This is a genomic window from Pseudomonas sp. G11-1 (assembly GCF_024031555.1).
Classification (GTDB): Bacteria; Pseudomonadota; Gammaproteobacteria; order Pseudomonadales; family Pseudomonadaceae; genus Halopseudomonas; species Halopseudomonas bauzanensis.
Genome location: NZ_QEYQ01000004.1, coordinates 24455 through 38456 on the forward strand (window position 1 = coordinate 24455; position 14002 = coordinate 38456).

A 14002-nucleotide genomic window follows, 5' to 3' on the forward strand; every position below is an offset into this window, starting at 1 on the left:
GTCCGGCGGTGCTTTTTGCTCTATGATACCGGCAACAGGGAAAGGGATATACACATTGAACAAGCCAGGGCCCGCCGAACTTTCCGCACGATCACGCCGCAACCTGGGCCTCAAGGCCAGGCTGTTGCTGATGACACTCATCCCGACCGGACTGATAGCTCTGGCGCTGGGCGGCTACTTTACCTGGCAGCAGATGCGTGAAGTGGAAGAGCAACTGCTGCATCGTGGCCTGATGACCATCGAGTACCTGCAGCGACCCGCCGCCGAGGCCCTGCTGGAAGGCGACATAGACCGCTTCGGCAGGCTGCTCAATACCGGCCTCAACCATACCGATGTCCGTTCGCTGAGCCTGCATGATGCCGACATGCGACCACTGCAGCATCGCGGCCCGCTGATGTATCCAGCCGGCGATCCACTCACCGGCATCGACATTACCGCCGGTACCGGCCTGCAGATCCAGCGTAGCAAGCAAAGCAGCCGCTTTCTCATGCCGCTGCTGGCCGGCCCGGAACTGACCAACCGCCAGGCCCACCCGGAGATTGCCGCCGACAGCCTGCTGGGCTGGCTGGAGGTGGAACTGAGCCACGGCAATATGCTGCTGCGCCGCTACCAGAGCCTGTTGGCGACCCTGGTGACCATCATCCTCGGTCTCGCGCTCACCGGCCTGGTAGTCACCGTCATGGGGCGGCGCATCACCGACCCGATGGCGCGGATCAACGCCGCCATTCGACAGATCAGCCAGGGGCATTTCGATATTCGCCTGGGCGAACAAGGCAGCCGCGAACTAGATGACCTGGCGCTGGGCGTGAGCACCATGGCGCAGACCATGCAGAGCGCCCAGGGCGAACTCCAACAGAACATCGATCAGGCCACCGAAGACCTGCGCCAGACCCTGGAAACCATCGAAATCCAGAACATCGAACTGGATCTGGCGCGCAAGACTGCCCAGGAGGCCAGTCGCATCAAATCCGAATTCCTCGCCAACATGAGCCATGAGCTGCGCACGCCACTGAATGGCATCCTCGGTTTCAGCAGCCTGCTACAACGCACTGAGATGAGCGGTCGCCAGCAGGAGTACCTGTCAACCATCGAGAAATCCGCCGACAACCTGCTGGCGATCATCAACGAGATTCTGGACTTTTCCAAGATCGAGGCCGGCAAGCTGATCCTGGAGAACCTGTCGTTCAATCTGCGCGACCTGATCGACGATACCCTGACCATGCTCGCGCCCAGCGCGCACGACAAGGGCCTGGAACTGGTCAGCATCATCTACCGTGATACACCGTTGGGCCTGAGCGGCGACCCCATGCGGCTCAAGCAGATTCTCGCCAACCTCATCAGCAATGCCATCAAGTTCACCCATGAGGGCTCGGTCAGCGTGCGAGTGATGGCCGAACACCAGGACGCCGACCAGGTGCTGCTGCGCATCAGCGTCAACGACACCGGCATCGGCTTGTCGCCGACCCAGCAGAAATCCCTGTTCAAGGCTTTCAGCCAGGCCGACAACTCCATTTCCCGGCAGACCGGCGGCACCGGTCTGGGGCTGGTCATTTCCAAACGTCTGGTCGAGCAGATGCACGGCGAGATCGGCCTGCGCAGCCAGCCGGGCGAAGGCTCCGAGTTCTGGCTGACCCTGCGGCTGACCCGGTCCGCCCACGGCGAGGATGAATTACCGGAAAAGCCCCTGCTGGGCATGCGCGCCGCGCTGGTTGAACCTCAGTTGCTGAGCCGCCAGATGCTGTTGCACAGCCTGGAGGACCTCGGCCTGTCGGTGCGGGTGTTCGACAATCCCCAGGAGCTGCACGAAGCCCTCACTTCGCGCACCAACCGGGACGACTCCCTGCAGCTGGCGCTGGTCAGCGTGCGCCATACCACCACCGCGCCGGGCGACACCCTGGAAATGGCGCGCCAGTGGGCCGAATTCAGCATCTGCAAATCGATAGTGCTGACCGATACCACCGAGCACTACCCGCTGCTCGACCAACTGCCGCGCTCCATGTGCCAGACAGTCTCCAAACCGGTCTGCACCCGTAAACTGTACCGCGCCGTGATGCATCTGCTGGGCGACGACCCCATGACCACAGTTCCGTTGCCACGCCAGCGGCCCCATGCACTGCGGGTACTGTGCGTGGATGACAATCTGGCCAATCTCAAGCTCCTGGAGGCCTTCCTCGCGGACCTGGGCGTGGAAACCCTGTCGGCGACCAGCGGCGAGGAAGCCCTGGAGCTGCTGACTGAGCAGATGGTCGACCTGATCTTCATGGATGTGCAGATGCCCGGCATGGACGGTCGCCAGACCACCAGCGAGCTGCGTGTGCGCGAGGATATTGCCGGCTTCGATCCAGTACCCATAGTGGCACTGACCGCCCATGCGCTGAACAGTGAACGCCGCCAGTTGCTGCAATGCGGCATGAATGACTATCTGAGCAAGCCGATCACCACCGAACAACTGCGCCATAGCCTGAACAAGTGGACCGGCATGGCCCCGACGGCGCAGCTGCCGGCACCGGCATTCCCCCCCACTGATGTTGCCGGCATTGACGAGACGACGACCGCCGCCGAGCCGCAGCAGCAGCTATTGGCAGCGATCGATCCGGAAGAAGGTCTGCGACTGGCCGCCGGCAAAGCCGATCTGGCCGATGACCTGCTGCAGATGCTGCTGCAAGGCCTGCCCGAGGATCACCAGGCCATCCGTCAGGCGCTGGATCAGGAGCAGCAGGATGCACTGCTTGATCGCGTGCATAAGCTACACGGCGCCAGCCGCTATTGCGGCGTGCCGGAATTGCGGGAGTGCTGCCAGGAAGCGGAAACGCTGTTGAAGAAAGGCCAGGACAGTCGCAGTGCGATCATTGCCCTGCTGGCGGCCATCGATCGGCTGCTCGAGACGGCAGCGGACTAGGCGTCCCCGACTAGGCGTCCCCAACTAGGCGTTCCCAACTGACCACAGGGCGAACGCCAGGGCCTGCTCGCGCTCGTCGCTGATCGACAACAGCATGCGCCCACCACCGCCTTGCTGCAGGCGCTGCAGAGCGACACCACTAAGCACTACGCAGGGCGCACCCAGATCATCGTTGTCGATCTGCATGTGCTGCCATGACATACCCTTGGCGAGGCCGGTACCCAGCGCCTTGAGTATGGCTTCCTTGGCTGCGTAGCGCTTGGCCAGATAACGAGCGGGTTGGGAATGGGCGCGAAACCGCTGCAGTTCCGCTGCCGTCAGAATGCGCTCGGCGAAGCGCTCCCCTTGCCGCCCCAGTACCGCCTCGATGCGGCTGACCAGCACCAGGTCGGTGCCAATACCAATGATCACTGTGACGCTTCTGCCGCCATGATCAGCGCCCGCATCTCGCCCACCGCGCCCGCCAGACCGGAAAACAGCGCACGGGCGATAATGGCATGACCGATGTTCAGTTCGTTGATGCCGGGAATCGCCGCGATGGGCTCGACGTTGTGGTAATGCAGACCGTGGCCGGCATTGACCACCAGCCCCAGTTTGCGCGCATATGCCACCCCCTCACGGATACGCCGCAGCGCCTGTTCCTGCTCGCTGCCGGAGGTCTCGGCATAATGCCCGGTATGCAGTTCGACGACCGGCGCCCCGGCATCCCGCGCCGCCTCGATCTGCCGCGGATCGGGATCGATGAACAGGGACACTTCGCAGCCGTAGCCGGCCAGCCGTTCCGCTGCCTGGTGAATGCGCGCAGCGTTGCCGGCCACATCCAGACCGCCCTCGGTAGTCAGCTCCTCACGCCGCTCGGGTACCAGGCAAACGTGGGCCGGTCGAATCTCGTCGGCGAAGGCGAGCATCTCCTCGGTCACCGCCATTTCCAGATTCATCCGCGTCTGCAGCACCTCGGCCAGCAGACGCACGTCACGTTCCTGGATATGCCGACGGTCCTCGCGCAGATGCACGGTGATGCCATCCGCCCCTGCCTGCTCCGCCTCGATGGCCGCCTGGATCGGGTCCGGGTAACGGGTACCACGGGCCTGGCGCAAGGTCGCCACGTGATCGATGTTGACACCAAGCAGTACGCGTTGCGGTTGAGTCACTGTTCATCTCCTTTACGGGGTGAAGGTTGCCGGGCAAAAAGTTGACGGCTGACCAAAGGTCGATCGCCGAGATGCACGCCGAGTGCCTGGCGCATCAGCTGTTTGGCAACCCGCAGGGTAGCCATGGCGCTCCAGTCATCGGCAGCCATCGCCAATAGCGTCGCACCGGACAGGCCGGCGTCAGCCAGCAGCGGATCATGAATCGGCAGCAATCCATCGCTGGCGTGCCAGACATACCGCTGCTGCGCACTGACTGGCTGGCCATTGGCATCCTCAGTCAGGCTGAAACCATAGCCCAGAATGGCCAGCAGTTGCCATTCGAAGCGGCGCAATATGGGTTCCACGCGGTCGCCCTGCGCCAATTGCTCCAGGGCACCCTGGTAGGCGGCGAACAACAGTGGCTGAGCATCGCCAGTGCGCAGCAGGCGCACCAGCAGTTCATTGAGATAGAGGCCGCTGAACAGTACCTGGCCCTGCAACTGGGCGAAGCCTCCAGCGACTTCGGCCTGGGTCAGGGTCTTCAGGTCGCTGCGGCCAACCATGCCCACCAGCAGCGGCATGAAGGGTTGCGGGGCCAGCTTGCGCCGCTGGCCCCGCGCACCACGCCAGACCACGCGCTGCAGACCATGGTGCAGGGTGAGCAGATCGACCAGCGCACTGCTGTCCCGGTACGGGCGACTATGCAGGACGTAGGCCGGACTCAGGGAGTCTTGCATGACTCAGTCGAATCGATAACCCAGCGAATTCAGCGCGCGCTCGTCATCGGACCAGCCCCGGCGTACCTTGACCCACAGATTGAGCATGATCTTGCTGCCGAACAGCTTCTGCATGTCGAGACGGGCTTCCTGGCCGATCTTCTTCATGCGCTCGCCACCGTCACCGATGATGATCTTCTTCTGACCTTCACGCTCTACCAGGATCAGGGCATGGATATGCAGCACCTTGCCTTCCTGCTTGAACTGTTCGATCTCGACCGCGACCTGATAGGGAATCTCGGCACCGAGCTGACGCATGACCTTCTCGCGCACCAGTTCGGCGGCAAGAAAGCGCGAACTGCGGTCGGTCAACTGATCTTCGGGATAGAAATGCTCGCCCTCGGGCAGCAGCCCGGCGATTACCGTCTGCAGGTGATCGATGTTGCGCCCATGCAGCGCGGAAACCGGTACCACCTCGGCGTTGGGCAGCTGCTGGGTCAACCATTCCAGATGCGGCAGCATGTCCTTCTTGTCATCCAGCCGGTCGACCTTGTTCACCACCAGGATGACCGGGCGTTCCAGGTGACGCACCTTGTTCCAGACCAATTCGTCCTCGTCGGTCCAGCGCATGCGATCGACCACGAACAGCACCACGTCCACATCGCGCAGGGTCTGCGAGGCGCTCTTGTTCATGAAGCGGTTCAGCGCCTTGTCGTTTTCCTTGTGCAGGCCGGGGGTATCCACATAGATGGCCTGCACATCGCCGTCGGTCTTGATACCGAGCAGTGTGTGCCGGGTGGTCTGCGGCTTGCGCGAGGTGATCGCCAGCTTCTGCCCGAGGATATGATTGAGCAGAGTCGACTTGCCCACATTCGGTCGGCCGACGATGGCAACGTAGCCACAGCGCGGTGCGGTATCACTCATTGACTTTCTCCACGCCCATGGCGACCAGGGCTTTTCTTGCGGCTTCCTGCTCGGCCAGACGCCGGCTGCTGCCGACGCCAAATGTCTGTCCAGTCATCAATGCCACCCGGCATTCAACGCGGAATACCCGACAATGGGCCTCGCCGCTGACATCGATGACTTCGTATTGCGGCAGCTCGCTGTGCTGCCCCTGCAGATACTCCTGCAGGCGGGTCTTGGGATCCTTGTTGTTATCCACCAGGGTCAGGGTTTCGATATGCGCGGTCAACCACAGCAGAATACGCTCGCGAGCCGCCTCCATACCACTGTCCAGGTAGATGGCACCAATGATGGCTTCGGTGGTGTCGGCAAGGATGGATTCACGACGGAAGCCACCGCTTTTCAACTCGCCCGATCCCAGTCGCAGATATTCACCCAGTTCGAAACCCTTGGCCAGCTCGGCCAGGGTCACACCCTTGACCAGGCGCGCCCGCAGGCGCGACAGCTGGCCTTCCCGCGCTTGCGGAAAGCGCTCGAAGAGCGCTTCGGCAGCGACGAAGTTGAGAATTGAATCGCCAAGGAACTCCAGGCGTTCGTTATTGCGCCCACCCAGGCTGCGGTGGGTCAGCGCCAGCACCAGCAGGTCCTGGTCCTTGAAACTGTACCCTATCTTTCTTTCCAGTCGGTCTAGCTTATTGCTCACTTTAGAGGTCTGACAATATGGGTTTCATCGAAATGGACCAACAGGTCCACGGTTCGCAGCATGGGTGCACGCACCTCATACTTGATAACGACAGTATAGGTATTGGTTCCGCTGCCGGTCACGGTGATCGCGTCTTCCGCCTTGAGATCACGAATACCATTGATCTGCATCCCTTTGTTGATATGCGAGTGCAGGTCGCGCAGGGAATTGATCTTGACCGAAGGGTCTTCATTCGCCGCGGTGACGATCTTGCGCAGTGCAAAATGATCCAGGTAGATCGGTACCAGCTTCATCGCAGTGACCGCCCCGAATACCAGCAGGGCCAATACCGCCAGCCAGCCGAAAAAAGACATGCCTTTCTGAGAGTCGCGCATGGATAACCTCGTACGTCCGTTGTTGATGTTATTGATGTACTGCCGTCTCCGTGGCAGAAGGATCACCGCTAGGTATCGCGTGACGCCGCGGTACCTAGTTGATCAGCCCGACTCTGGAAAAGCTTGGCAGATTGCTCAGTTTGGGTTCTGGCCAGTGCATCCATACAGCGAAGGCCTTGCCGACAATATAATTGTCCGGAACCATGCCCCACAACTCCCGCGGCATATCGGGAGAGGACCAGTAGCGACTGTCATTGGAATTGTCACGGTTGTCACCAACCATGAAGTAATGCCCCTCGGGCACGGTCCATTCCCGCTCCGGCGGCGTCTGTGACAGACGCTTGTAACGTGCCTGGTGGGCGGTCTCGCCCAGTTGTTCCTGGTACAGATCGACCTTGGCCATTGCCTGTAACGGATGGCCAACCGGCACTTCATCATCTTCCACGGTATGCAGCAACTCACGTTCCACCGGCTCGCCGTTGACGAACAATCGCTTGTCGGCGTAACGGATATGGTCACCGGGCAGGCCCACCACGCGCTTGATGTAGTTGATCCGCGGGTCGTTCGGGTAGCGGAACACCATGACATCACCCCGCTGCGGATCATCTACCGGAATGATCTTGGTTTCCAGCACCGGCAGGCGAATACCGTAGGAGAACTTGTTGACCAGGATGAAATCGCCAATTTCCAGGGTCGGTTTCATCGATCCCGAGGGAATCTGGAACGGCTCAACCAGGAAGGAACGCAGCACCAACACCACCGCCAACACCGGGAAGAAGGACTTGCCGTACTCGACCAGCAACGGCTCCTTGTTCAGCCGTCCCAGAGTAACGGGATCGACAGTCGTCACCTGGGCTTCATAGGCCGCCATCGCGCGGCGGCGCCGGGGTGCCAGCCAGAGGTAGTCCAGCAGAGCCAACAGGCCGGTGACAGCCACGGCAATCACCAGCAACAGCGGAAAGTTGATATGCATAATCGGTCTTGCGTTACCCCTGGGGTCGGTTGATGAGCGCGCCGCTGCAATAACGAACCAGCATCAGCAATCCTAGTTATCCACTTTCAGGACAGCCAGGAAAGCTTCCTGCGGGATCTCCACATTACCTACCTGCTTCATCCGCTTCTTACCGGCCTTCTGCTTTTCCAGCAGCTTCTTCTTACGGCTGGCATCGCCACCATAACACTTGGCCAGAACGTTCTTGCGCAGCGCCTTGACGGTCGACCGCGCCACGATCTGCCCGCCCATGGCGGCCTGGATGGCCACGTCGAACATCTGCCGCGGAATCAATTCCTTCATCTTCTCGACCAGCTGCCGTCCGCGGAACGCTGCGTTGTCACGGTGCACGATCAACGCCAGGGCATCGACCTTCTCGTTGTTGATCAGCACATCGAGCCGCACCAGCTTGGCGGCCTGGAAACGGTCGAAGGCGTAATCGAGGGATGCATAGCCGCGGCTGACCGATTTCAGGCGGTCGAAGAAGTCCAGTACCACCTCGTTCATCGGCAGGTCGTAGATGACCTGGACCTGAGTGCCGAGGAAGATCATGTCCTGCTGTACGCCGCGCTTTTCGATACACAGGGTAATAACGCTGCCCAGATGGTCCTGAGGCACGAGAATATTGGCCCGCACGATGGGTTCACGCATTTCGTCGATCAGCGAGGGATCGGGCAGGCGGGACGGGTTGTCCACATAGATCACCTCGCCGTCCTTCTTCAACACCTCGAACACCACGGTGGGTGCGGTGGTGATCAGATCCAGATCGTACTCGCGCTCTAGCCGCTCCTGGATGATCTCCATGTGCAGCATGCCGAGGAAGCCGATCCGGAAACCGAAACCCAGCGCGTCCGAGCTTTCCGGCTCGTACTGCAGCGCGGCATCGTTCAGCGTCAGCTTCTCCAAAGCATCGCGAAAATCCTCGAAGTCATCGGAGCTGACCGGGAACAGGCCGGCATAGACCTGCGGCTGGACCTTCTTGAAGCCCGGCAGCATGTCCACGTCCGGTGTACTGGACAGGGTCAGGGTGTCGCCCACCGGCGCGCCCTGGATCTCCTTGATACCAGCGATGATGAAGCCCACTTCACCGGCCTTGAGGTCCACGGTTTCGGTGTGCTTGGGGTTGAACACACCCACGCTGTCCACTTGATGAACACGGCCAGTGGACTTGACCAGCACCTTGTCACCCTTCTTGATGCGGCCCTGCTTGACCCGCACCAGCGACACCACACCCAGGTAGTTGTCGAACCAGGAATCGATGATCAGCGCCTGCAAGGGCGCCTCGATCTCACCTTGCGGCGGCGGAATCACCTGGATCAGACGCTCCAGCACGTCCTCGACACCCAGACCGCTCTTGGCACTGCAGGTCACCGCGTCGGTGGCATCGATACCGATCACGCTCTCGATCTCGGCCTGGACTCGCTCGGGCTCGGCCTGGGGCAAGTCGATCTTGTTCAGTACCGGCATGACTTCGAGGCCCTGCTCGATGGCGGTATAACAGTTCGCCACCGATTGCGCCTCGACGCCCTGCGCCGCATCGACCACCAGCAGGGCACCTTCACAGGCAGCCAGCGAACGGCTGACTTCGTAATGGAAGTCCACGTGACCGGGGGTATCGATGAAGTTGAGCTGGTAGGTCTTACCGTCTTTCGCGGGATAGTACAGCGTGACGCTGTGAGCCTTGATGGTGATGCCGCGCTCACGCTCCAGATCCATCGAATCCAGTACCTGGGCGGCCATTTCGCGCTCGGTCAGCCCCCCGCAGATCTGAATGAAGCGGTCGGCAAGGGTCGACTTGCCGTGGTCGATATGGGCAATAATTGAAAAATTGCGGATCAGGCTCAGGTCGCTCACTGCAGGGTTCTTCCAGACGTGGTTTGCCAGACATGGCGGTGACCGGGGTTAACCCCGAAAACAGCCCGCAAGTCTACCCGATTACACTGCGCCGCGCTATCTGTGCCGGGCGGATTGCGGAGCCTGTCGCAATCCGCCCGGCCAGCGTCAGGCGACCTACTCGGCCAGACGGAAAGTGATGTAGCTCGCTCGCCCCTGACGGATCACCCGCATGGAAATGGAGCGATTGACCGGCAGCTTACTGGCGATCTCGGCAAAATCCGCTGCAGACTCGACCACCCGATTGTTCAGGTTGGTAATGACATCGCCCGGGCGCAAACCAATCATCGCACCAGGGCCAGGACGCACTTCACGGACTGCTACGCCAGTCGACACATCCATGTTTTTCTTCTGCTCGTCGGTCAGCTCGACCACCGCGATACCGAGGCGGTTGTCGGTAGCCGCCGGGGCATTGGGCGACAGCGTACCCGGGCTCGCTGCCAGCGCATCGTCATCCGGCAGAGCACCGATTTCCAACTCCAGCTTCTGCCGCTTGCGGTCACGGATGATATCCATGGTCGCCTTGCTGCCAGGGCGCAGACGGCCGACGGCATGAGGCAGATCGGAGGACATGATGATGTCGTTGCCGTTGAGCTTGAGGATCACGTCACCGGCCTTCAGCCCACCCTCATCACCCGGGCCACCCGGCATGACCTGAGCCACCAGCGCACCGGCGGGACGTTCCAGGCCGAAGGATTCGGCCAGGTCCTTGTTGACCTCCTGAATCACCACGCCCAGCCAGCCACGGCGTACTGTGCCGTCACTCTTCAGTTGTTCGACCACATCCATGGCCACATCCACCGGGATGGCGAATGACAGACCCATGAAGCCGCCGGAACGGGTGAATATCTGCGAATTGATGCCTATCACTTCGCCGTCCAGGTTGAACAGCGGACCACCCGAGTTCCCCGGGTTGATCGCGACATCGGTCTGGATGAACGGCACATAGCTTTCGTTGGGCAGACTGCGGCCCTTGGCACTGACGATACCGGCAGTCACCGAGTACTCGAAACCGAAGGGCGAACCGATCGCCAGCACCCATTCGCCGGCCTTCAGATCGGCGGATTTGCCCATCCGCACGACCGGCAGGTCTGCGCCCGCTTCGATTTTCAGCAAGGCCAGATCCGAACGGGGATCGGCTCCAATCAGCTCGGCTTCCATTTCTCGGCGGTCGGACAAGCGCACGAAGATTTCGTCCGCACCCGCAACCACATGATTATTGGTCAGAACATAGCCGTCCTTGGAGACAATGAAACCCGAGCCCAGCGACTGCGCCTGGCGCTGAGGCGCAGACTGGGAACCGTCAGGAAAGCTGCGCTCGAAGAATTCCCGGAAGATCGGCGGCAACCCTTCCAGGTCCGGCATCATTGGTCCAGACGCGCGCCGGGTAACATTCTGCCGGGTACTGATATTCACTACCGCCGGGGAGGCCTCTTCGACCAATTGGGTAAAGTCGGGCAACTGCGCCGCCACCGCGAGCGCCTGCCAGGTCATTAGCCAGGCACCGACTATCCCGAATAACCATCGCTGTACTGAAGTCATATTAGTAATTGCTCCTTTCTTGAGTACCGCTGACAACATCCAACTTGCCCACCCGGCTAACTACCTGCGGTGTGAAATCCGGATCCGCATCAAGGCGACCGGCATACCAACGCATGGCAACGAATCCCAGACCAAGGCCGGAAAACCCGGCAAGAATAATCGACGGCTCGCCAGCCCCGAAAACCTGGGCCAGCAATGCGAAGCTGAACAGCCCCAGCAGCGGCACCATATAGATCAGAGATGAGCCGCGCAGCATGGCGTTTTCGGGAATACCAATGACGACCTCCTCACCGACTCGACAGGCCCGATCATCCAGTGCCCTAATCAAGCCCCGACGCGCGCCACCCAGGCGTTGCAACAGGGATTGGCCGCATCCGGCCCGGGCCTGGCAACTGGAACAGGCGCTGCGTCGAATGGTTTCGACCCAGACCGCACCCTGCTCCACGCTCAACACCCTAGCCTGCTCCTCGATCACGGCTGCGCACCGGTCACGGCCTGGCTGAGAGATTCAGCAATCCGCTCGGCGGTTATTGGCGGTATCTCGCCGACCACCGTAGCAAGATACAGGTCATCCGCTGCCACCAGGCGGCGACTTACCGCTACCGTGGGCCCGAGCTGCGCCCGCAGGTCCTCGGCCAGGCTGTCTTTGCCCAAAGGCTCGATGAACAGGGTAAAGCGGGCCAGGCCATCGGAATAGATCTGAGTGGCGATGCGGGTATCGCTGTCCTTCAGCGTCTGCACCTGCCGATGCCCTAGGGTGAATCCCGGCGGCAGCCAGAGCGGCTCCCAGAAATTCACATCATCCGTGGGCACATCCTCGGCAGCAGCCAGTTCCAGGCACGAGCTGCCGGGCCGCAGATCCTGATTCGAGGGGTTATCGAAGCTGATAGTGGTGAACTGAAAACGCTCGAGCAATTCGCGACCGTCATCCACCAACAGGGACTTGAGCAGCAGCCCGGTCTCCTGGTCCAGATAGAGTTCATAGGCGTAGCGGAAGGCGTCGCGTGGCTGCACGGAAATGACAGTCACCGGGCGCGAGGCGATCCGCGTATCTCCCAGCACGCGCAACCCGTACCAGTCAGCGAGACCAGCAGGATTCTTGTTCAGTTGGGGAATATTTTGCGGCGTTCTGCCCTGGGAAAGGGAGGTAGCGCAGACCAGGCGACCATCGCGGCGCACCCACTCCTGATGGCGGCCCGCGCTTTGCACCAGACGCTCATGAACCTTGCCGTCTTCAACCTGGCGCCAGATATTCTGAGTGGTAAAGATACCGGAGCGCTCGTAGACATAGGCTCCGTGGTAACTCTGCTCACGGGTAGCCTGATCCATACGCTCCAGCCACTTGATGCTGTCTTCAGCCGAGAGGCCTGGAGCCAGCAACAGGGCGGCCAATCCCGACCACCCCAACACATACTTCAATCGTGACACTAATTATTTTCCAGGCTCGCTGCGCGGGCGTAAGGGACGAGGTTCGGCGCGGCTTGGGCGCTGTTCTCTGCATGCCGGCGCAGATAACTGCCAATGCGCTGTTCCTGCCAGGCCGATGGCCCAGACGCCTGCGGTTGCGGTTCAGCCTGATCGGCAAGCGAAGTGAAGCCAGCCAGCACCGCGCCTGAACGGGCTTGCGCAGGTACAGCAGTTACCGGCGAGGTGCCAGCAGCAGGTGCCGTACGCTCGATGGCCGCCATGGTATTACTGCTGTCAGGCATGCCTTCCTGGTTCACCATGCGTACACCCACCAGTACCGCGAGGGTAACGGAGGCGGCCACTGCAACCCGACCCAACTGCATCTTCCAGCGCGTTGGTGCCACTGTCGGAGCTGCCGCCGGAACTGGCTCATCAGCCAAGGCCGCAGCGATACCGGCAGACAGGTCGATACCCGGCTGCCAAGGCTCCTTGTGCATGACGGACCGTGCCAGTTGGTAACGCTCCCAGCTACGACGGACGTCCGGATCCTGTTCACCGGCATGAAGGACGCGGCGCAGTTCCAGTTGCTCTGCTTCGTCATCCATGAGCGCGGAGAGAGTCTCCCGCAAGGATTCGCTTCTCATTGCTCTACCTCTACTGTATAGGCCCCGCTGGGGCGTCACCGTTTCCCTTTCCTCACGCTTCAAGCAGAGGTTTCAGGGCTTTATCGATGGCCTCCCGTGCTCTGAAGATCCTTGATCGCACAGTCCCCACCGGGCATTCCATCACGTTTGCAATATCTTCATAACTGAGACCTTCGAATTCGCGTAATGTCAGCGCCATTCGTAAGTCTTCCGGCAACAATTGCAGTGTTCTGTTGACCACTTGCTCAATTTCGTCCCGCAGCAGATCCCGCTCGGGAGAATGGATATCCTTGAGTGCACTGTCACCATCGTAATATTCGGCATCCTCGGCGGCGATGTCCGAATCGGGCGGACGTCGTCCCCTGGCGACCAGGTAATTCTTGGCGGTATTGATCGCAATCCGATACAGCCAGGTATAAAACGCGCTGTCCCCTCTGAAATTCGCCAAAGCGCGATACGCCTTGATGAACGCTTCCTGGGCCACATCCTGCGCCTCATGGGAGTCATGCACAAAACGCGTGACCAGAGCCAGAATCTTGTGCTGGTATTTAAGTACGAGCAGGTCGAAGGCCCGCTTGTCCCCCTGTTGCACCCGTTCGACCAGTTGTTGGTCGGTTTGTTCAGTCATTTCCGGCACCACCGCAACTATCTGCCGGATTTATTCTATTGCGATAGACCCGCGATGTAACCAAAAGTTCTCCCCTCACTCAGGTTCAGCTGTATGAGCCTGCGGCGACAGAAAAGTTCCGCAGCACGATGGCCAATTGATGATATCCAGGCATTCACTCACACCGCGCGCC

Annotated in this window: 14 protein-coding genes; 1 reads left to right on the top strand and 13 read right to left on the bottom strand. The window is 60.7% G+C overall.

What is annotated here, in order from left to right:
* Positions 1–130 precede the first annotated feature (130 nt).
* Positions 131–2899 (top strand): response regulator, encoded by a 2769-nt coding sequence (locus DHB74_RS12375; protein ID WP_499161605.1) that lies wholly within the window; start codon positions 131–133, stop codon positions 2897–2899.
* Positions 2900–2923: 24 nt separating this feature from the next.
* Here the strand turns inward: DHB74_RS12375 and acpS are convergent, their stop codons facing one another.
* From acpS to rpoE, 13 genes are all read right to left on the bottom strand, one after another.
* Positions 2924–3310 (bottom strand): holo-ACP synthase, encoded by a 387-nt coding sequence (gene acpS / locus DHB74_RS12380; RefSeq protein ID WP_499161606.1) that lies wholly within the window; start codon positions 3308–3310, stop codon positions 2924–2926.
* On the bottom strand, positions 3307–4050 hold the full coding sequence (pdxJ, locus tag DHB74_RS12385) for a pyridoxine 5'-phosphate synthase (RefSeq protein WP_499161607.1): 744 nt from the start codon (positions 4048–4050) through the stop codon (positions 3307–3309). The genes acpS and pdxJ overlap by 4 nt, the downstream gene beginning before the upstream one ends.
* Entirely contained in the window at positions 4047–4766 is a 720-nt protein-coding gene (gene recO, locus DHB74_RS12390) for a DNA repair protein RecO (RefSeq protein ID WP_499161608.1), read from the bottom strand. Before recO ends, pdxJ begins: the two co-directional genes overlap by 4 nt.
* 3 nt (positions 4767–4769) lie before the next feature.
* Positions 4770–5669 (bottom strand): GTPase Era, encoded by a 900-nt coding sequence (gene era / locus DHB74_RS12395; protein ID WP_036990950.1) that lies wholly within the window; start codon positions 5667–5669, stop codon positions 4770–4772.
* Complete coding sequence (gene rnc / locus DHB74_RS12400) at positions 5662–6351, bottom strand: ribonuclease III (RefSeq protein WP_036990952.1); 690 nt, start codon at positions 6349–6351, stop codon at positions 5662–5664. Before rnc ends, era begins: the two co-directional genes overlap by 8 nt.
* Positions 6348–6725, bottom strand: coding sequence for a DUF4845 domain-containing protein (locus DHB74_RS12405; protein WP_036990953.1), 378 nt, complete (start codon positions 6723–6725; stop codon positions 6348–6350). The genes rnc and DHB74_RS12405 overlap by 4 nt, the downstream gene beginning before the upstream one ends.
* Before the next feature lie 94 nt (positions 6726–6819).
* Complete coding sequence (gene lepB / locus DHB74_RS12410) at positions 6820–7698, bottom strand: signal peptidase I (protein ID WP_074780965.1); 879 nt, start codon at positions 7696–7698, stop codon at positions 6820–6822.
* 72 nt (positions 7699–7770) lie between these two features.
* Entirely contained in the window at positions 7771–9570 is a 1800-nt protein-coding gene (gene lepA / locus DHB74_RS12415) for a translation elongation factor 4 (RefSeq protein WP_499161609.1), read from the bottom strand.
* A 156-nt stretch (positions 9571–9726) separates the two neighbouring features.
* A complete protein-coding gene (locus DHB74_RS12420; RefSeq protein WP_051611088.1) occupies positions 9727–11151 on the bottom strand; it encodes a DegQ family serine endoprotease in 1425 nt (474 codons plus the stop codon).
* 1 nt (position 11152) lies between these two features.
* Positions 11153–11626 (bottom strand): SoxR reducing system RseC family protein, encoded by a 474-nt coding sequence (locus DHB74_RS12425; protein WP_051611090.1) that lies wholly within the window; start codon positions 11624–11626, stop codon positions 11153–11155.
* Positions 11623–12579: a MucB/RseB C-terminal domain-containing protein gene (locus DHB74_RS12430; protein WP_499161610.1), complete on the bottom strand. Its 957-nt coding sequence runs from the start codon at positions 12577–12579 to the stop codon at positions 11623–11625. Before DHB74_RS12430 ends, DHB74_RS12425 begins: the two co-directional genes overlap by 4 nt.
* On the bottom strand, positions 12579–13202 hold the full coding sequence (locus tag DHB74_RS12435; protein WP_036990962.1) for a sigma-E factor negative regulatory protein: 624 nt from the start codon (positions 13200–13202) through the stop codon (positions 12579–12581). The genes DHB74_RS12430 and DHB74_RS12435 overlap by 1 nt, the downstream gene beginning before the upstream one ends.
* A 52-nt stretch (positions 13203–13254) precedes the next feature.
* Positions 13255–13830, bottom strand: a complete 576-nt coding sequence (gene rpoE, locus DHB74_RS12440) for an RNA polymerase sigma factor RpoE (RefSeq protein ID WP_036990964.1) — start codon at positions 13828–13830, stop codon at positions 13255–13257.
* Positions 13831–14002 lie beyond the last annotated feature (172 nt).